This is a genomic window from Cupriavidus sp. GW823-FHT07B10, from assembly GCF_058794355.1.
The window spans coordinates 138,045-154,722 of sequence record NZ_JBXAGS010000016.1 but is presented as its reverse complement, the minus strand read 5'-3'; the positions used below and the strand labels follow the sequence as shown (position 1 = coordinate 154,722).

Here is a 16,678-nt window from a genome sequence, read left to right as displayed (position 1 = left end):
GAGGAAGCGCGCAAGACGCAGATCATCGAGACCTCCTCGGGCGACTTCTACGGCAAGGGCTACCAGGACGTGCAGCATCGCGTGCCCAGGATCGACAACACCATCGAAGAGCTGGGCTGGAAGCCCGGGATCAGCATGGAAGCGGCGCTGCGCCGCATCTTCGAGGCGTACCGCGGCAAGGTGGTCGAGGCCCGCACGCTGGTCGATTCGGCCAACTGAGCGCGCAACGCAAATGGCACGCATTGCCCTGAAGGTCGACGTCGACACGCTGCGCGGCACGCGCGAAGGCGTGCCGAAGCTGCTGTCGATGCTGGCGGCTGCGCAAGCGCAGGCAACCTTCCTGTTCAGCCTCGGCCCCGACCATACCGGCTGGGCGCTGCGGCGCGTATTCCGGCCCGGCTTCCTGAAGAAGGTGTCGCGCACCTCGGTGGTGTCCAACTATGGCCTGCGCACGCTGATGTATGGCGTGCTGCTGCCGGGGCCGGACATCGGCCGCAAGGGCGCCGCCGAGATGCGCGCGGCGCGCGCTGCCGGCCATGAGTGTGGCATCCACACCTGGGACCACGTCTACTGGCAGGACAACGTGCGCGAGCGCGATGCTGCCTGGACGCGCCGGCAGATGCAGCAGGCGTTCGCGCGCTACACCGAGATCTTCGGCGAAGCGCCGGCCACGCACGGCGCAGCCGGCTGGCAGATGAACGAGGATGCGTTCCGCCAGATCGATGACTGGGGCATGGCGTACGCGTCGGATGGACGCGGCACCGCGCCTTATGTTCCGACGATCGACGGCGTGCCCTGCCGGCACGTGCAGATGCCGACCACGCTGCCCACGCTGGATGAACTGATCGGCACCGACGACCTGACCGAAGACAACGTCCACACCGCGCTGCTGAAGCTGACCGAAGGCACGCGCGACCATGTCTTCACGCTGCATACCGAGCTGGAAGGCGGCAAGCTGGCGCCGGTGTTCGAGCGGCTGCTGGCCGGATGGCGTGCGCAGGGGCACGAGCTGGTGTCGATGGCGACGTGGTATCGCGGGCTGAATCGGCAGGGATTGCCGGAGTTGCCGGTAACGTGGGGAGAGATCCCGGGGCGCAGCGGGGAGTTGATCGTGCAGCCGCAGGGCTGACCGCGTGACTTCTCGTTTGCCGGCAAGCGCTAGCCGCGCCGCTCCGCCCCCACGCGCAGCCCGTTGAACACCACCAGCAGGCTCGCGCCCATATCGGCGAACACCGCCATCCACATCGTCCCCATCCCCAGCACCGTCAGCACCAGGAACACGGCCTTGATGCCGAGCGCCAGCGCGATGTTCTGCGTGAGGATGCCTGAGGTGCGGCGCGACAGGCGCACAAAGGCCGGGATCTTGCGCAGGTCATCGTCCATCAGCGCCACGTCGGCGGTCTCGATTGCGGTGTCGGTGCCGGCTGCGCCCATGGCGAAGCCGATATCGGCACGCGCCAGCGCCGGCGCGTCGTTGATGCCGTCGCCCACCATGCCGATGCGGCCGCCGCGCGCGTGGGCGGCGCCGGCAAGCGCCGCGATGCCGTCGGCCTTGTCCTGCGGCAACTGGTTGCCGCGCGCCTCATCGATGCCGACCTGCGCCGCAATGGCTTGCGCCGTGTGTGGATTGTCGCCCGACAGCATCAGCGTCCTGACGCCCAGTTCATGCAGTTCGGCAATCGCCTGCCGGCTGGTGTCGCGCACGGTATCCGCCACCGCGAACAGCGCCAGCGCCGTGGCGGCGCCGTGGCCGTCGACGCGCGCCAGCAGCACCACGGTCTTGCCCTCGCGCTCAAGCGCTTCGAGCCGCGCCTCCAGCGCCGGCGAGCAGGCGCCCATCTCATGCACCAGGCGATGGTTGCCCAGGCAGTACGCCACGCCCTGCACCTTGCCGCGCGTGCCGCGCCCCGCCAGCGCCTCGAAGTCGTCCACCGGCAGCGTGCCGATCCCGTCGGCCGCGGCCGCCGTGGCCACCGCGCGTGAAACCGGGTGGTCCGAGCGCGCCGCCAGGCTGGCGGCAATGGCGCGCGCCTGCGGCGCGTCCTCGGCCAGCAGCGCATGGTTGGTCTGCGCGGGCTTGCCGTGCGTGATCGTGCCGGTCTTGTCCAGCGCCACCCAGGCCAGGTGCCGGCCCTGCTCCAGGTACACCCCGCCCTTGACCAGGATGCCGCGGCGCGCGGCCGCGGCCAGCCCGCTGACGATGGTCACCGGCGTGGAGATTACCAGCGCGCAGGGGCAGGCGATCACCAGCAGCACCAGCGCCTTGTAGATCCAGTCGACCCAGGCGCCGCCCATGGCCAGCGGCGGCACCACCGCAACCGCCAGCGCAATCGCGAACACCGTGGGCGTGTAGATGCGCGCGAACTGGTCGACAAAGCGCTGCGTGGGCGCACGGCTGCCCTGCGCAGCCTCGACCGCGTGGATGATGCGGGCCAGCGTGGAATCGCTGGCGGGCGCCGTCACGGTGTACTCCAGCTCGCCGGACTGGTTGATCGAGCCGGCGAACAGCGCATCGCCCTCGGCCTTGTCGACCGGCACGCTTTCGCCGGTGATGGGCGCCTGGTCCAGCGCCGACTGGCCGCGCACGACCTTGCCGTCGAGCGCGACGCGCTCGCCCGGCCGCAGCCGCACCAGCGCGCCCACGGCGACGCCGGCGGCAGGCACGGTCTCCCAGCTGCCATCGGCGCGCTGCACCGTGGCCTGTTCCGGCGCCATCGCCATCAAGCCGCGGATCGCATTGCGCGCCCGGTCCAGCGAGGCTGCCTCGATGCGCTCGGCCAGTGCGAACAGCACCATCACCATGGCCGCTTCCGGCCACTGGCGCAACAGCAGTGCGCCGGTGACGGCAATGCTCATCAGCGCATTGATGTTCAGGTTGCCATTGCGCAGCGCGATCCAGCCCTTGCGGTAGGTGGTCAGCCCGCCCAGCGCCACCGCCGCCAGCGCCAGCACGGCGGGCAGCCACGGCAAGCCCAGGCCCAGCCACTCCGCAGCTTCGGCACCCAAGGCGGCCACGCCGGCCAGCGCCAGCGGCCACCAGGGCTTGCTTGCCGTGGTTTGCGGCAAGACTTGCTGCGCGGCCTCGGTGCTCAGCGGCACCGGCTGCATGCCCAGGCTCTCGATCGCCCTGGCCACCGGCTCCGCCGACGGCAAGGTGTGATGCACCGTCAGCACCCGCTGGATCAGGTTGAACTCCAGCGCCGCCACGCCGGCCATGCCGCCCAGCTTGTTGCGGATCAGCGTTTCCTCGGTCGGGCAGTCCATCGCGTCGATGCGCCACGCAGCGGTCTGCGCGCCGGCGGGGATGTCGACCGGTGCGGCGGGCGTCAGCGCAACCGTGGACGAGCAGCCGCCGCCGCAGCAGGCGGAAGCCGCCGGTGCCTGCCGGGCCTCGGCATGGCCATGATGGTCATGATCGTGGTCGTGGTGATGGTCGTGATCATGCCCGACATGCCGGTGGGCGGCGCCATCATGCGCGTGGGCAGCGTGATCTTGAGGGAGTGCGTCCTCAGGTGACGTGCGAGCCATATCTTGTTGTTCCCGCTGGTTTAACCTGATGACATTGAAGACCCTGTAGCGACTACAGAGTCAAGCGGCATGGCAGCGACAGCGCACCATGCCGCAGCGGCACGTCAGTGCTCGCAGTTGACCATCCAGGACATGCCGAAGCGGTCCACCAGCATGCCGAAGCCTTCGGCCCAGAAGGTCTTCTGGTACGGCACCACCACCTGGCCGTCTTCGCTCAGGCCGTCGAAGATGCGCTGGCCCTCGTCCTTGCTGACCGCCCCCACCGACAGGCTGAAGCCGCTGAACGCCGGGCGCTCCCCGCGCCGGCCGTCGGACGCCATCACCTGGTTCTCGCCGAACTGGATATTGGCGTGCATCACCTTGTCCTTCCAGTCATCGGGAACCTCCATGCCGGGGCTAGGCGGGGCATCCTTGTAGCGCATCGCGAACGTGACCTGCGCGCCCAGCACCTTGCCGTAGAAGGCCACGGCCTCATCGAAACGGCCGCCAAAATCCAGATAGGGTTGCACCTGCATATCGCTCTCCTTGTGAATGGTCGATCGGGCTGCATGGCATTGGCTGTTCGCCCGCGCGCCATTATGCGCGCGTGCCGGTCCGGTGCAAGCGCCCAGCCGGATTCAGGAGACCGCGGCGGGGGCCGGCGCGGGCGGCGCGGCAGTGGCCAATGCCTCGGCGGGAAATTGCAGCGAGAACATCGTTTCGCCTTCAACGCTGCGCACCGTCACGCTGCCGCCATGCAGCCGCATGATGGTGTCGACGATGGCCAGCCCCAGCCCGGTCGACGCCGCCGAGTTGCGGCGCGACGGATCGGCCCGGTAGAAGCGCCCGAAGATATGCGGCAAGGTCTCGGGCGGGATCGCCGGCCCGGCATTGGTCACGCGGATGCAGGCCGTGCCGCTGACCGGGGCCGGGGCGCGCTCCACGTCGAGCCGCACCGCGCTGCCCGCCGGCGCATGGCGCAGCGCATTGTCGAGCAGGTTGGTGACCGCGCGGCGCAGCAGCGTCTGGTCGGCCTGCACCATTGCCGTACCGGTCACCGTCAGCGCGACCTCGCGGTCGGCGGCCACGGCCTCGAAGTACTCGGCCATCTTGTCCAGTTCTTCGCGCGCGTCCAGCGTGCGGATGCCCAGCGCCACCTGCGCATGGTCGGCGCGCGCCAGGAACAGCATGTTCTCGATCATGCGCGCCAGGCGCTCGTACTCTTCCAGGTTGGATTCGAGCAGCGCCTCATACTCGGCCACGCCGCGGCTCTGCGCCAGCGTGACCTGGGTCTGGCCGATCAGGTTGCTGATCGGCGTGCGGAAATCATGCGCCAGGTCCGCCGAGAACTCGGACAGCCGCGAGAAACTGTCCTGCAGCCGCGCCAGCATGTCGTTGAGGGCCGCCGCCAGCTCGCGCAGCTCGGCCGGCGCGCTGCCCACGTCAAGCCGCGTGGCAAGGCGACTGGTGGTGACCGCGGCGGCATCGGCGGCCATGCGCCGCAACGGCCGCAGCCCGCGCCGCGCCAGCACGAAGCCCAGGCCCGCCGCCACGGCAGCGCCGCACAGCGTGGCCCACAGGACCTGGTGGCGGTAGTCGCGGATCAGCGCCACGCGGTAGCCGGCATCGCGCAGCACCACGATCTCCACGGCCTTGTCCGAATCCCCCAGCTGGCCCAACGCCGCAATGCCGCGCGAGGGCACGCCATTCTTGGGGTACCAGGTCTGCAACATGCTCTTCTCTGGCTGCGTGGTGGCGGGCAGCACGCGCAGCGGCGGCACCGATTCATTGCGCGGATTGAGCGTGACCAGCGGCTCGCCCTGGCGTGAGCGCACCACCAGGATCAGCCCCTCGTGGCCCATCGCAATATCGGCAAAACGGTGGGTATCGGCGCGTATCTCGGCCTCGCTGCGCACCTCGCGCAGCAGGTGGCGCACCAGCAGCACCTCGCCGACCAGCTCGCTTTCATCGCGCCCCTCCAGCTGCGCCGACAGCGCCCCGGACAGGTAGGCCGCCACGCTGGCGAGAATCACCGCCGTGGCCAGCCCGTACGCCAGCGCCAGCCGCGTGGTAAGCGAAGACGGCAGCCGCATCATGCGTCCTGGTCCCGGTCCTCGCTGTCGTCCAGCACGTAGCCCATGCCGCGCCGCGTGTGGATCAGCTTATGCGGGAAGGGATCGTCGACCTTGGCGCGCAGGCGCCGGATCGAGACATCGACCACATTGGTATTGCTGTCGAAGTTGACGTCCCACACCTGCGAGGCGATCAGCGAGCGCGACAGCACCTCGCCGCGCCGGCGCGCGAGCAGGTACAGCAGTGCGAACTCCTTGGAGGTCAGGTCGATCTTCTGGCCGGCGCGCACCACGCGGCGGCGGATGGCGTCGATCTGCAGGTCGGCCACTTCGATGAACTCGCTCTCGCGCAGCGGGCCGCGCCGCAGGATGGTGCGGATGCGCAGCACCAGCTCGGCAAAGGCAAAGGGCTTGACCATATAGTCGTCGGCGCCGAGCTCCAGCCCCTTGAGCCGGTCGGACAGCTCGTCGCGCGCGGTCAGGAACAGCACCGGGGTATCGCGCTCGCGGCGCAGCTCGCGCAGCACCTGCCAGCCATCCAGGCCGGGCAGCATCACGTCCAGCACGATCAGGTCATAGGGATGCTCGCGCGCATGGGCCAGGCCGTCCGCGCCGTCGCGCGCCAGGTCCACCACGAAGCCGGATTCGGTCAGGCCCTTGTGCAGGTAGTCACCCGCCTTGGGTTCGTCCTCGACAATCAGGATACGCATGATTCGATCACTTTCCGGGCGGCACCAGCGCCGCCATGGCGTAACGCTAGCCGAGGATGAACGCCAATGGGCAAAGATTTCACAAATGTCATCGCCATGCCAGGGCAATGCAGGCGAAAACCCCGGTAAAATGCGCGATCATCACCGGCGTCGTGCCGGTTTGCGCCACCCTTTTCCCCATTCTGCCCGCCCCCCGCCGATGAAACGCCTGCCGAATTGCCTGCTGCTGTCCCTCGCCATGCTTGCGCTGCCCGTCTCCGGCGCTGCGGCGGCAACGGCCACGGTATGCAGCGCGGTACAGGCAGCCGGGCTGTCGCTGCCGGAACGGCATGCGGCCGCAAAAATGGAGGCGGAAGCGGCACTGGACGGCACCGGCCCGGGCACCTGCCGCGGCAGCGCGGTCCAGGTGATGGCCGAGCCTTCCGGCAGCGGCCATCCGCTGCAGCTGCACGATGCCGATGCGCCGCAGGCGACCGACCACGGCGCCACGCCGCTGGAGACGCAGCCATCGGCCGCGTCCGGCGTGCTGCGCGAACTGCCTGCGGAGGTGCTGGTGCATTGGGCGCACGCGGCACCAATGGCCACGCCGGCGGGGTTCACCGGCACCCAGCCGCTGGAACGCCTGCTGCCCGCACGCTGCTGAGCGCGTCGTAGCGGGCACTGCGCCCGCATCGCTTCCCTTCCGTTTTGCGGAATACCCCCTGGCGCCGGCAAGGCGCGGCGGATTGTCCCGCCTGCGCGTCTTAGCCTGCGCGTTTTATTCGACGCGGAAGAATTCGATCGACTGCCCGGCGTTCACGGCCCGCTGCAGCCAGTCCGGATACTCGCCCTGCCCGTCCCAGCTCTGGCCGAGCGCATTGCGGTATAGCGGGCGCGCAGCGGCAGCCTTGGGGGCGGCCTGCGGGATAAGCTGGGCCACGGCTGGCGCGGCGTCAGGCGCCGGCTCAGGCCCGGCGTCGATGGCAACATGATCAAAGCACCCGGCGGCGACAAGATCGTCGAACGTCAGGGCATGACGGTCCATTTGCTCGCGGATCCACGCCACCGCAGCGAGTTTGGCTGAATCAGACTCGGACATGACTCTCGTGAGAGGCCCGCTGCATTTCCGCGGGCAATGAAAAACCGGCGATGGAACCGCAGGCCGGTCGGATAGCCGTGATTCTACAGCCTTTGCCCGGCGCTGCTGCGTTTCCGTCGTGGGCGCGCGGCCAATTGCCGTGCGCTTGCCGCGCTCGTCCGCTGCCGAGTGACAGCAATGTCATGTGCCGGTCATGCTCGTGTGGGCACGCGCTGTCTAGACTTGCTTCACCGCCGCCCATTTCGGGCCGGCACCCTTACGGAGAAGCGACTCATGCAAGCACTCAGGCAAGTCTTTGTGGCCACCGCCCTTATTGCTGCCGTGGTCGGCACTGCGCAGGCTGCACCGCGCAGTGCCGATCCGTTCAGCGACGGGGCGCACAGCGCCACCGGCACCCGCAGCGCGTTCACGGACGGTGCGAACGCCGCAACGGGCCCGCGCAGCACCTTTACCGACGGCGCGCATAACCCCAACGGCCCGCGCGACAGCTTCAGCGACGGCGCGTGACGGTAGCCGGCCGGGCAGCGCCTCAGCGCACCTCGCCGTAGATGCGGCGCGCATCGGCGGCGTCGGCAATCGGCCGGCCCAGCGTCAGGCCGCCTTGCACCGCCTGCGCCACCAGCGCATGGTTGCCGGGTGCGCGGCTGCCGTCGCGCAGCAGCAGGTTGTTCTCGAATCCCACCCGCACATGGCCGCCAAATGCGGCGGCCGCGGTCACGCAGGCATTCTCTTCGCGGCCGAAGGCGCAGATCGCCCACGGCAACGCGTCGCCGGACTCGCCCGCGGCCTGCAGGAACGGCAGCAGGTCGTGCGGCGACGACACCTGCCCGGCGGCATAGCGCCCCAGCACGTACAGCACCGACCATGCGCCCGGCGGCACCATGCCGCGCTCGCGCATCGACTGCCAGCGCCGCACATCGGCCACGTCATACAGGATCACCTGCGTCATCACGCGCTCACGCGCCAGCCAGGCGAAGAACGCCGCCAGTTCGCTGTCCGGGATGTCCGGCACGGCGACTTCGCGCAGGCCCACCGAAACGGCTTCGGGCCGCAGCTCACGCACCATCGCCATCTGCTCCGCGGCCTGGTAGACGCCCGCGGCCTCGCTCGTCACCTGCACCAGCAACGCTTCGCCCACGGCCTGCTTCACCGCGGCCAGCGCGTCGCGGTAGGCCTGCACGTCGAGCGAGTGGCGGCCTTCGGCATCGCGCACATGCATGTGCATCATGGCCGCGCCGGCATCCAGGCAGGCGCGCGCTTCAGCGGCCAGTGCGGCGGCGGTCAGCGGCACCGCCGGATGGTCGCTGGCGCGCTTGTAGGCGCCGTTGGGCGCCACGGTGACGATCAGCGGCGCATCGGCCAGCGGCACGCGGGCCGCGGCTACGGGGGCTTGGGAAGGGGTCCGGGTCATGGCTCGATCTCGGGCAGTTCAGGCGCGATCAGCGCCAGGCCGGCGCGCAGCAGGCTGTCATAGCGTGCGCGCTCGGCGGCAATGGTTTCGGGGGTCCACTGGTAGAAGCCTTCGCCGCGCTTCATGCCGTGGCGGCCGTCGGCGGCGCGCTCGGACAGGCAGCGCGCCGGATGGTCGTCGTTGCAGAAGGTCGGGTACATGGTGGCGCCGGCGGCCGCGTGCACGTCGATGCCCGCGTGGTCACGCTGCAGCACCGGCCCGGCCGCCAGGAAGCGAAAGCCAAAGCCGAAGCGCACCGCCGCATCGACATCCTCGGGCGAGGCAATGCCGCGGTCGATCAGGCTGAATGCCTCGCGCGACAGCGCATGCTGCAGCCGGTTGGCAAGAAAGCCCGGCAGGTCCTTGCGCACCTTGACCGGCACCATCGCGCAGCGGCGCATGAAGGCGATCAGCGCGTCGGCACAGGCCTCGTCGCTGTCATCGCCCATCACCACTTCCACCAGCGGCACCAGGTGCGCCGGCATGAAGAAGTGCAGGCCGAGCATGCGCGCACGCGAGTCGAGTCCCGCGCCGATGGCGCTGATCGGGAAGCTGGAGCTGTTGCTGGCCAGCACCGTATCGGGCCGCGCGCGCCGCACCAGCTCGGCAAAGAGTGCCTGCTTCAGGTCCAGCTGTTCCGGGATGCACTCGATCACCAGGTCCACGGTGGACCAGTCCACCGCATCCAGCGTCGCGGCCACCGCCAGGCGCTCCGCGCCTTGTTCACGGCCGATCGCGGCCAGGTTGCCGCGCACGCGCCCGGGCATGGCGCCGGCGCGGCCGGCATCGGGCTCGACCACGGTGGTACGGCACAGCGCGCGGGTCAGCACCACGGCAACATCGGCGCCCATGGTGCCGCCGCCCACCACCACCGCATGCGCGGCGCCGGGGCGGCTCAGGATGACCGGTGCGGTCGGGTTCGGCATAGGTTCTCCCAGGGATGCGACGTGGCGCGCACTCGCCATCGCTACAAATCCTGATGGCGGGGCAACGAATCCCGGCAGTGTAGAGAACTTGCTTTGATTGAAGAAGTCGATTCTATGGATAGAATGATCCACAAATCAGATCAATCGTGTGATTCGGCCGGCGGACGCCGCCGGCCCGCTGCCGCAGATGAAAATCAACCTGTCGATGCGCGACATCGAAACCACGCTGGTGCTTGGCCGCACGCTCAACTTCCGCCAGGCCGCCAGCCAGCTGCACGTGTCGCAATCCGCCCTGTCCACGCAGATCCTGCGCATCGAGGAATCCCTCGGCGTGCGCCTGTTCGACCGCACCACCCGCAACGTGCGCCTGACCGCGGCCGGCCAGGTCTTCATGCAGCAGGCCGCGCTGCTGCAGGCGGCGTTCCGCGGCGCCATCGACGCCGTGACCGGCATTGCCAGCGCCGAGCGCGGCCAGGTGGCGGTGGCGGCGCTGCCCTCGCTGGCGGCGCGCATGCTGCCGCGCGTGCTGATGGCCTACCACCAGGCGCGCCCGGAAGTGGCGCTGAAGGTATTCGATACCCTCTCCGGCCCGGCCTTCGACCTGGTGCGCGCCGGCGACGTGGATTTCGCGCTGACCGCGGCCGATCCGCAACAGGCTGACCTGCAGTATGAGCCGCTGCTGTCGGACCGCTTCGTGCTGCTGATCCCGTCGGCGCACCCGCTCGCGCGCAGCCCCGGGCCGCTGCGCTGGGCCGATACCGCCAGCGCGCCCCATGTGTCGATGACGCACCCGAGCAGCGTGCGCCAGTACGCGGAATGGGCCTTCCTGCAGAACCGCATCCGCTTCCAGCCGGTATTCGAGGCCGAGCGCCTGGCCACCATCGCGGCCATGGTCGAATGCGGCTTCGGCGTGGCCGCGCTGCCAGAGATCGCGGCCGGCACGGTGCGCCAGCCCGGCATTGTCGAGCGCCTGCTGACGGCGCCGGTGACCGAGCGCTCGATCGGGCTGGTGACCTCGCGCAACCGCAGCCTGTCGCCGGCGGCTGCCGAACTGGCGGCGGCGGTGCGCGCGCAGCTGGCGAGTCCGCCCGTCCAGGATACGGTGGACACGACGGCCCGATGAACTAGTAGATGCTGGCTGGCCATGGCGCGCAGGCGACGCCGGCCTGGTTCCAAGCCAACCTGGTGCGCCCGCCGCTGCGCGGCGTCACGAAAAACAAGGGCGGGCCCGGCACGGCGCCAGGCCCGCAACCCTCAGGAGGGATCCTTTGTACGGGTACGCGAGACCGCCGCCATGATGCCGATGCCAAGCACGATCAGGCAGGCAATACCGATATACACGGGCGCGAGGCCAGCGGTTTCCATGCCCCAGGCAACGCCGGCAACCAGGACCAACAGGCCGATAATGTATAACGCGAATGACATGAGTCGGCTCCTTGCGGTGGTGCAACCTGGCTTCAATGTAGGCAGGGCGCGAGGCGCAAGGGATAGGACAAGGGCGGAAGCTGGCGTAGGCGGGTTCTGACCTTGTGGTGTTGTGCGCGGCGGTCAGCTCCGGCGGCAAAGCCTCTCCGGGGCTCACCCCTCCACCTGCGCCGGCATCTCTGCCAGCCGCTGCACCGATGCCCGCAGACCCTCCAGTATCGTGTCCGCCATCTTCTGCGGAAAACCCGCGGGCAGTGCTGCGCCGACCTCGGCGATCACCGCCGGGGTCCGCGCGATGATGCGCCCGATCAGCGCCTCGGCATCGGCACCCAGGAAACAGCGCGGTGCCATCGCATTGAAATGGCGGCGCTGGATATCGCGCAGGCCGTAGTGCCGGCTGCGGCCGGCGACCGCCATGGCCAGCTTGGCCTTGTGCCAGGAGAACTGGTTGGCGCCCTGGCCCACCACCGGCCAGATCGACATCACGTCGTACAGCGGCGTCATGCGGTAGCGCCCGCCGGCCAGCAGGCGGATGCTGAAGTTCTTGGCGTGCCCGTCCGGTGCCGCCAGCAGCCAGAACAGCAACTGCGCGGCCAGCAGCGTCTGCAGATCATCGGCCTGGGCCACTGAGTTGCGCAGCACCGTGGCGATCTCGATCATGCCGGGCCCGCCATCGGCCTCGTATTTCTGCAGCGGGCTGTGGCCGAACACCTGGCAGAAATCTTCCTGCAGCAGCCGCAGCAGCCAATTGCCTGACGGATGAGGCTGGCGGTCGAAACGCGTGACGCTCAGCACCTTGCGGCGGCCGAACGTCAGCATCTCGCAATCGGCCACCGGCAAGCCATAGGCGGCAAGGATCTTCAGGCACAGCCATTCGTTTTCCACCGACGTGCTCAGGTCGGCCCTGCGGTTTCCCACCAGGCCCAGTGGCAGCTTGAAAATATGTGTGGTCGGGGTGGCGCCATGCGGCCGCAGCCATTGGCCGTCATGACGCAGCAGCGCAGTCTTCTCCTGCGCGCCGGCGATGGAGATGCGGAAGTCGTCGTCGTGCTCATGCCGCCCAAGCGCGGGCGTGGCGACGATATCCTCCAGCCAGCGCTCGATCTGCTCGTCCGATAGCGGTTCGCCTTCGATCCGGTCGATGCCCGCAGGCGCTTCGTCTTCGCCCAGGATCTGCACCGCGCCCACGCAATCGCGGCCGATGGCGGCGAGCAGCTCGAAGGCTTCCACCGAGCCGGTCTGGAAGCGCAGCGCCAACCGGCGCCGGATGGCCTCGCTGTCCGGCAACAGGTTGTCGAAGTAGTTGCGCACGGCATCCCCACGCACCACGCGCCGGTTGCCCAGGCCATACCCGAGCGACAGAGACAGGGGCCGCCCGGCTTCAGAGCGGATCCAGTCCTCGTCGTATTCCAGTTCCATCCCGGTACCGGACGGCTGGCGCCAGGTGCCCACGCGCTGCCCGTTGGCCCAGACCGACAGCGCCGGCGTACGTGACCTGCGTGCCGCCATGATTACCACGCCACGTCGGACACCTCGGCGGCCCCCGTGGCCCGGTCCTGAACCACCAATTCCAGCCCGAGCGCGCCGACCAGCGCCAGCAACTGGTCGACGCTGATGGTGTCGGGGTTCAGCTCCATGTGCGACATCCGGCTCTGGCTGATATTCAGCCGCGCGGCGGCCTCGGTCTGGTTCAGGCCGGCCGCCTTGCGCGCTGCCTGCAGGATCTGGCCAAGCTGCCAGGGAGTGGAGACGATTTGCTTCATCGCGCCGATGGAATACCAATATGATAGGTATTTCTATTTTAGCGACAACATGGGTATTTTTCAAATACCTATCTCATAGGTATTTTTTATTTAACGATGTCATGACTATATGTGCCCGAAGCCGCATTCTGTAGCGCAGCATCGTGCCGGGCTCTGTATCTGTCCCCCGCCCCGGCGCCCCCGTATACTCTGGGGCCGGAGGCGGCCCAGCCGTCCCGCCGGCGGAGGACCCTGGCGTGGCATCACGCAAACGGGGCCGCGCCTCACCGATCCCAAACATACAAGCAACGGAGCAGCAGCATGCGTGTCGCATTTCTCGGACTGGGCGTCATGGGTTTCCACATGGCCGGCCACCTCGCCACCAAGGGGCACGAGGTCACCGTGTACAACCGCACCGCCGCCAAGGCGCAGGCCTGGGTCGGGAAGTTCGGCGGCAAAGCGGCTCCCACGCCGGCACAGGCCGTGCGCGATGCGCAGGTGGTCTGCTCCTGCGTGGGCAATGACGACGACCTGCGCGCGGTGCTGACCGGGCATGACGGCGCCTTCTTCAGCGCGCCCAGCGGCTGCATTTTCGTGGACCACACCACCGCCAGCGCCAACGTGGCGCGCGAACTCCACGCCGCCGCGCGCGAGCACGGCCTGCACTTTGTCGACGGCCCGGTCTCCGGCGGCGAAGTCGGCGCGGAGAAAGGCATCCTGACCATCATGTGCGGCGGCGATGCCGACGCCTATGCGCGCGCCGAACCGGTCATTGCCGCCTACGCACGCGCCGTCACGCGCATCGGCGAATCCGGCGCCGGGCAACTGGCCAAGATGGTCAACCAGATCAGCATCGCCGGGCTGATCCAGGGCCTGTCCGAGGCCATCGCCTTTGGCGAGCGCGCCGGGCTGGACATGCGCCTGGTGCTGGACGTCATCAGCAAGGGCGCGGCCGGCTCATGGCAGCTCGAGAACCGCGGCCCCACCATGATCGACAACAAGTTCGACTTCGGCTTCGCGGTGGACTGGATGCGCAAGGACCTGGGCCTGTGCCTGGACGAGGCGCGCCGCAACGGCGCCGGCCTGCCGGTGACGGCGCTGGTCGACCAGTTCTATGCCGACCTGCAGCAGATGGGCTGCGGCCGCGCCGACACTTCTTCGCTGATCAAGCGCCTGCGCCAGCACGCCGGCGACGCCTGACGCCACCGCTGCGCCACCTGCGTCGTCCGATTCCTACAGCGCAATCGGCGTGTCTCGGAGAGGCCCCTGCCCGGCATGGGCCTAAGCTGGACACATGGGGCCGGTTGCCTGCAACTGGCCCGCCAACGATGCAGGAGACCATCATGTGGAAACTCGCAGGTGCACTACTGGTAAGCGCAAGCATGGCGCTGGCCGGCTGTACGGCGGCGGGCGCGGTGGCCGGCGGCGTGGCCGGACACGAGCTGACTGACGGCAGCGCCGCCGGGACCATCGGCGGTGCCGTGGTGGGCGGCGTGATTGGTCACGAACTGGGCAAGTAAGCAAACCCTGGCCCCTGGGCCCAACAAGCAGAAAGGCCGCTTCGCGCGGCCTTTCTGCTTCTTTTGCGGGTTCAGGCTTTTGGCCGGCACGACGCGTCGCCGGCCGCCCGCCGCAGCCGTTGCCACACCAGGACAGGCAGCCGCAGCACGAAGCCGGCCAGCAGCCGCAGGTGCATGCCGGTCAGCAGCAGGTTGTCGCGCAGATAGCGGAAGTGCGACACCCCACCCTCGCGCTGGCCGAAGTAGCGCACCGGGGCGTCGGCATTGATGGGGCGCACGCCGCGCCAGCACAGCCGCACCGCCACTTCCGGGTCGAAGTCGAAGCGACGCATCCAGCGGCTCTCGCGCATGACGGCGCGCAGCGGCGCGATCGGGTAGACGCGAAAGCCGTACAGGGAATCCCCGATGCCCGCCCATAGCGTCTCGACATCCGCCCAGAAGTTGGACATGCGCCGCCAGTAGACCCGCTCGCGCGGCGCGCTGGCGTCGAAGACGGGCCGGCCCAGCACCATGGCGCCCGGGTTGCGCTGTGATATCGCCATGAATTGCGCAATCAGGTGCGCGGGATGCTGCCCGTCCGAATCCATCACCAGCACATGCGTGAAACCGGCCGCGGCGGCGGAATCGATGCCATGCAGCACCGCGGTGCCCTTGCCCTGGTTGTGCGGCAGCACCAGGACGCGCAGCCCGGGATCGGTGGCTGCCTGCGCCAGCAGCCACTGGTCGCTGCCATCGGTGCTGCCGTCCACGACCACCCAGACCGGTGTCCAGGCGGCGCGCGCCGCGCGCAGCACCTCATGCAGGCGCACGCCGGGGTTATAGCTGGGGATCAGCACCAGGTGCGTGGCGGACGGCTCGGCGTCACCCATCGGGCAGGCGCTGCCGCCGGCTACCAGTGCGGGCCCGGGCATGGCTTGCTGCGGCATGTCGTGCTCCGATCCTGGCTTTGGAAAGGGGGAAGGTTGGGTGCGGCTGCCGAACTAGCGCGTACGGTGTTCCGCCAGATAGTTGGCCAGGCTGCCCAGCGAGGCGAAGATGGTCTTGTTGTCGGGGTTGTCCGAACGCAGTTCGACCCCGTACTTGCGCGACACCAGCAGTGCGATCTCGAGGATATCGATGGAATCCAGCCCGAAGCCTTCGCCATAGAGCGGCGTGGCGGCGCTGATGTCCTCCAGCCGTAGCTCGGCAATTTCGAGTTCGTCGATGATCAGGCGGGCAAGTTCGGTTTCGAGTTCGGTCATGTCGCTAGGTGGCTGGAATGCCGCTGCGGCATGGGTCCGGGCAAGGTTGTCCAGGCCGCATGGCAGGGCAACCGATGCTATCAAAAGGGGCAAATCCCAGCCAGTTGAGAGAAGTTTAGTAACAACAAAGGCAGGCCTTTTGGGAATCATCACCACGTCGGGCCGGTCTTTTGGGGTATAAAGCGTTCGCTTCGCGCACCATGCGGCGCCATTTCCGGCAACGCCGTGCACCAAGCGACTTACGCTACACACAATATACCCTCGCAGATGCCATCGAGCCAGCAATTCGACCGCCCCTCCACGCCCGCCGCGCCGGCCACGCCTGTACGGCAGGATGCAGTACCGGCAGGCCGGCGCCATGGCTGGATTGCAGCGGTGGCCGCCTTTGTCGCCTACGAATCCGCCCTGCACCATGCGGCACACCAGCCAGGTGCCGAAGTCGCCGCGCTGTGGCTCGGGGCGGCGCCGTTCCTGCTGATCGGCTTCCTTGCCTGCCTCCGCACCTGGGGGCGCCTGCCCGCAATGGCCGCCTTGCTGGCCGCCTGCGCCGCCCTGTGGATCTGGCGCATGCCGTTGGCCGCGCATTTCGGCTGGACCTATTTCCTGCAGCACGCCGGCATCAATGCCGCGCTGGGCGTGATGTTCGCGCTGAGCCTGCGTCCCGGCCGCACGCCACTGTGCACGCAGATCGCGACGGCAATCCATGGCCAGCTGCCCCCCGCGCACCTGCGCTACACGCTGCGCGTGACCCAGGCCTGGACGCTGTTCTTTGCCGCGATGGTAGGTGTATCGACGCTGCTGTTCGTGCTCGCGCCGGTGGCGACCTGGTCCAGCTTCGCCAACCTGGCCACGCCGCTGCTGATCGCGCTGATGTTCGTGGGCGAAGCCGTGTGCCGCCGCGTTGCCTTCCCGGGCATGGCCCACGGCGGCCTGCTGGACGCGGTGCATGGCTATCGCGCAGTCATGGCTGCCCGTGCGGACCGGCCCGGTTTGCCGCGCTGACGCGC

19 protein-coding genes and 1 pseudogene are annotated in these 16,678 nt (G+C 68.8%); 8 read left to right on the top strand and 12 right to left on the bottom strand.

Annotated features, from left to right (window positions below; translation table 11 throughout):
* Together AC1Q6V_RS26820 and AC1Q6V_RS26815 are read left to right on the top strand one after the other, a co-directional pair.
* Positions 1 to 219, top strand: a pseudogene (locus AC1Q6V_RS26820) (bifunctional UDP-4-keto-pentose/UDP-xylose synthase); the annotation flags it as partial.
* A gap of 13 nt (positions 220 to 232) precedes the next feature.
* Positions 233 to 1,129, top strand: coding sequence for a polysaccharide deacetylase family protein (locus AC1Q6V_RS26815; protein ID WP_011617369.1), 897 nt, complete (start codon positions 233 to 235; stop codon positions 1,127 to 1,129).
* A 29-nt stretch (positions 1,130 to 1,158) separates the two neighbouring features.
* Here AC1Q6V_RS26815 and AC1Q6V_RS26810 read toward each other — a convergent pair whose 3' ends face one another.
* The 4 genes from AC1Q6V_RS26810 to AC1Q6V_RS26795 form a co-directional block, all read right to left on the bottom strand.
* Positions 1,159 to 3,528, bottom strand: coding sequence for a heavy metal translocating P-type ATPase (locus tag AC1Q6V_RS26810; protein WP_439671920.1), 2,370 nt, complete (start codon positions 3,526 to 3,528; stop codon positions 1,159 to 1,161).
* 104 nt (positions 3,529 to 3,632) lie between these two features.
* The gene (locus AC1Q6V_RS26805) at positions 3,633 to 4,043 is read right to left on the bottom strand and encodes a VOC family protein (RefSeq protein ID WP_010810148.1); all 411 of its coding nucleotides are present in this window, start codon (positions 4,041 to 4,043) and stop codon (positions 3,633 to 3,635) included.
* A gap of 102 nt (positions 4,044 to 4,145) precedes the next feature.
* Complete coding sequence (locus AC1Q6V_RS26800) at positions 4,146 to 5,603, bottom strand: heavy metal sensor histidine kinase (RefSeq protein ID WP_439671921.1); 1,458 nt, start codon at positions 5,601 to 5,603, stop codon at positions 4,146 to 4,148.
* Positions 5,600 to 6,289: a heavy metal response regulator transcription factor gene (locus AC1Q6V_RS26795; RefSeq protein ID WP_010810150.1), complete on the bottom strand. Its 690-nt coding sequence runs from the start codon at positions 6,287 to 6,289 to the stop codon at positions 5,600 to 5,602. The genes AC1Q6V_RS26800 and AC1Q6V_RS26795 overlap by 4 nt, the downstream gene beginning before the upstream one ends.
* 199 nt (positions 6,290 to 6,488) lie before the next feature.
* Here AC1Q6V_RS26795 and AC1Q6V_RS26790 point away from each other — a divergent pair, with 199 nt between their 5' ends.
* Complete coding sequence (locus AC1Q6V_RS26790) at positions 6,489 to 6,932, top strand: hypothetical protein (RefSeq protein WP_454750904.1); 444 nt, start codon at positions 6,489 to 6,491, stop codon at positions 6,930 to 6,932.
* Between the two features lie 114 nt (positions 6,933 to 7,046).
* Here AC1Q6V_RS26790 and AC1Q6V_RS26785 read toward each other — a convergent pair whose 3' ends face one another.
* Positions 7,047 to 7,367 carry an H-NS family nucleoid-associated regulatory protein gene (locus AC1Q6V_RS26785; protein WP_010810152.1) on the bottom strand — a complete coding sequence of 107 codons (321 nt, stop codon included), beginning with the start codon at positions 7,365 to 7,367 and terminating at the stop codon, positions 7,047 to 7,049.
* 273 nt (positions 7,368 to 7,640) lie between these two features.
* Between AC1Q6V_RS26785 and AC1Q6V_RS26780 the strand changes: the two genes are divergently transcribed.
* The gene (locus AC1Q6V_RS26780) at positions 7,641 to 7,874 is read left to right on the top strand and encodes a hypothetical protein (RefSeq protein ID WP_010810153.1); all 234 of its coding nucleotides are present in this window, start codon (positions 7,641 to 7,643) and stop codon (positions 7,872 to 7,874) included.
* 22 nt (positions 7,875 to 7,896) lie between these two features.
* Here AC1Q6V_RS26780 and AC1Q6V_RS26775 read toward each other — a convergent pair whose 3' ends face one another.
* Entirely contained in the window at positions 7,897 to 8,778 is an 882-nt protein-coding gene (locus AC1Q6V_RS26775; protein ID WP_439669169.1) for a beta-keto acid cleavage family enzyme, read from the bottom strand.
* Positions 8,775 to 9,743 carry a 3-hydroxyacyl-CoA dehydrogenase family protein gene (locus AC1Q6V_RS26770; RefSeq protein ID WP_010810155.1) on the bottom strand — a complete coding sequence of 323 codons (969 nt, stop codon included), beginning with the start codon at positions 9,741 to 9,743 and terminating at the stop codon, positions 8,775 to 8,777. Before AC1Q6V_RS26770 ends, AC1Q6V_RS26775 begins: the two co-directional genes overlap by 4 nt.
* Before the next feature lie 187 nt (positions 9,744 to 9,930).
* Between AC1Q6V_RS26770 and AC1Q6V_RS26765 the strand changes: the two genes are divergently transcribed.
* Positions 9,931 to 10,866 carry a LysR family transcriptional regulator gene (locus AC1Q6V_RS26765; protein ID WP_011617376.1) on the top strand — a complete coding sequence of 312 codons (936 nt, stop codon included), beginning with the start codon at positions 9,931 to 9,933 and terminating at the stop codon, positions 10,864 to 10,866.
* Between the two features lie 131 nt (positions 10,867 to 10,997).
* On the opposite strand, the gene AC1Q6V_RS26760 is transcribed toward AC1Q6V_RS26765, so the two are convergent.
* From AC1Q6V_RS26760 to AC1Q6V_RS26750, 3 genes are all read right to left on the bottom strand, one after another.
* A complete protein-coding gene (locus AC1Q6V_RS26760) occupies positions 10,998 to 11,168 on the bottom strand; it encodes a hypothetical protein (protein ID WP_010810157.1) in 171 nt (56 codons plus the stop codon).
* Positions 11,169 to 11,321: 153 nt separating this feature from the next.
* Positions 11,322 to 12,677, bottom strand: a complete 1,356-nt coding sequence (locus AC1Q6V_RS26755) for a type II toxin-antitoxin system HipA family toxin (protein ID WP_454750905.1) — start codon at positions 12,675 to 12,677, stop codon at positions 11,322 to 11,324.
* Between the two features lie 2 nt (positions 12,678 to 12,679).
* Positions 12,680 to 12,931 carry a helix-turn-helix domain-containing protein gene (locus AC1Q6V_RS26750; protein ID WP_011617379.1) on the bottom strand — a complete coding sequence of 84 codons (252 nt, stop codon included), beginning with the start codon at positions 12,929 to 12,931 and terminating at the stop codon, positions 12,680 to 12,682.
* 231 nt (positions 12,932 to 13,162) lie between these two features.
* On the opposite strand from AC1Q6V_RS26750, the gene AC1Q6V_RS26745 reads away from it, so the two are divergent.
* Complete coding sequence (locus AC1Q6V_RS26745; RefSeq protein ID WP_256333578.1) at positions 13,163 to 14,110, top strand: NAD(P)-dependent oxidoreductase; 948 nt, start codon at positions 13,163 to 13,165, stop codon at positions 14,108 to 14,110.
* Positions 14,111 to 14,253: 143 nt separating this feature from the next.
* Positions 14,254 to 14,430: a glycine zipper 2TM domain-containing protein gene (locus tag AC1Q6V_RS26740; RefSeq protein WP_010810161.1), complete on the top strand. Its 177-nt coding sequence runs from the start codon at positions 14,254 to 14,256 to the stop codon at positions 14,428 to 14,430.
* A gap of 71 nt (positions 14,431 to 14,501) precedes the next feature.
* On the opposite strand, the gene AC1Q6V_RS26735 is transcribed toward AC1Q6V_RS26740, so the two are convergent.
* Both AC1Q6V_RS26735 and AC1Q6V_RS26730 read right to left on the bottom strand, forming a co-directional pair.
* Positions 14,502 to 15,356 (bottom strand): glycosyltransferase family 2 protein, encoded by an 855-nt coding sequence (locus AC1Q6V_RS26735; protein ID WP_454750906.1) that lies wholly within the window; start codon positions 15,354 to 15,356, stop codon positions 14,502 to 14,504.
* 54 nt (positions 15,357 to 15,410) lie between these two features.
* On the bottom strand, positions 15,411 to 15,671 hold the full coding sequence (locus AC1Q6V_RS26730) for a phosphopantetheine-binding protein (protein ID WP_041688132.1): 261 nt from the start codon (positions 15,669 to 15,671) through the stop codon (positions 15,411 to 15,413).
* 267 nt (positions 15,672 to 15,938) lie between these two features.
* Between AC1Q6V_RS26730 and AC1Q6V_RS26725 the strand changes: the two genes are divergently transcribed.
* Positions 15,939 to 16,673, top strand: coding sequence for a COG4648 family protein (locus AC1Q6V_RS26725; protein ID WP_041688134.1), 735 nt, complete (start codon positions 15,939 to 15,941; stop codon positions 16,671 to 16,673).
* Positions 16,674 to 16,678: the final 5 nt, after the last annotated feature.

Coding starts and splice junctions, on each gene's coding strand:
- AC1Q6V_RS26735 (WP_454750906.1), bottom strand. CDS start 15,356: ATGCCGCAGCAAGCCATGCCCGGGCCCGCACTGGTAGCCGGCGGCAGC.
- AC1Q6V_RS26805 (WP_010810148.1), bottom strand. CDS start 4,043: ATGCAGGTGCAACCCTATCTGGATTTTGGCGGCCGTTTCGATGAGGCC.
- AC1Q6V_RS26775 (WP_439669169.1), bottom strand. CDS start 8,778: ATGACCCGGACCCCTTCCCAAGCCCCCGTAGCCGCGGCCCGCGTGCCG.
- AC1Q6V_RS26730 (WP_041688132.1), bottom strand. CDS start 15,671: ATGACCGAACTCGAAACCGAACTTGCCCGCCTGATCATCGACGAACTC.
- AC1Q6V_RS26815 (WP_011617369.1), top strand. CDS start 233: ATGGCACGCATTGCCCTGAAGGTCGACGTCGACACGCTGCGCGGCACG.
- AC1Q6V_RS26780 (WP_010810153.1), top strand. CDS start 7,641: ATGCAAGCACTCAGGCAAGTCTTTGTGGCCACCGCCCTTATTGCTGCC.
- AC1Q6V_RS26770 (WP_010810155.1), bottom strand. CDS start 9,743: ATGCCGAACCCGACCGCACCGGTCATCCTGAGCCGCCCCGGCGCCGCG.
- AC1Q6V_RS26760 (WP_010810157.1), bottom strand. CDS start 11,168: ATGTCATTCGCGTTATACATTATCGGCCTGTTGGTCCTGGTTGCCGGC.
- AC1Q6V_RS26755 (WP_454750905.1), bottom strand. CDS start 12,677: ATGGCGGCACGCAGGTCACGTACGCCGGCGCTGTCGGTCTGGGCCAAC.
- AC1Q6V_RS26765 (WP_011617376.1), top strand. CDS start 9,931: ATGAAAATCAACCTGTCGATGCGCGACATCGAAACCACGCTGGTGCTT.
- AC1Q6V_RS26795 (WP_010810150.1), bottom strand. CDS start 6,289: ATGCGTATCCTGATTGTCGAGGACGAACCCAAGGCGGGTGACTACCTG.
- AC1Q6V_RS26725 (WP_041688134.1), top strand. CDS start 15,939: ATGCCATCGAGCCAGCAATTCGACCGCCCCTCCACGCCCGCCGCGCCG.
- AC1Q6V_RS26800 (WP_439671921.1), bottom strand. CDS start 5,603: ATGATGCGGCTGCCGTCTTCGCTTACCACGCGGCTGGCGCTGGCGTAC.
- AC1Q6V_RS26740 (WP_010810161.1), top strand. CDS start 14,254: ATGTGGAAACTCGCAGGTGCACTACTGGTAAGCGCAAGCATGGCGCTG.
- AC1Q6V_RS26790 (WP_454750904.1), top strand. CDS start 6,489: ATGAAACGCCTGCCGAATTGCCTGCTGCTGTCCCTCGCCATGCTTGCG.
- AC1Q6V_RS26785 (WP_010810152.1), bottom strand. CDS start 7,367: ATGTCCGAGTCTGATTCAGCCAAACTCGCTGCGGTGGCGTGGATCCGC.
- AC1Q6V_RS26750 (WP_011617379.1), bottom strand. CDS start 12,931: ATGAAGCAAATCGTCTCCACTCCCTGGCAGCTTGGCCAGATCCTGCAG.
- AC1Q6V_RS26810 (WP_439671920.1), bottom strand. CDS start 3,528: ATGGCTCGCACGTCACCTGAGGACGCACTCCCTCAAGATCACGCTGCC.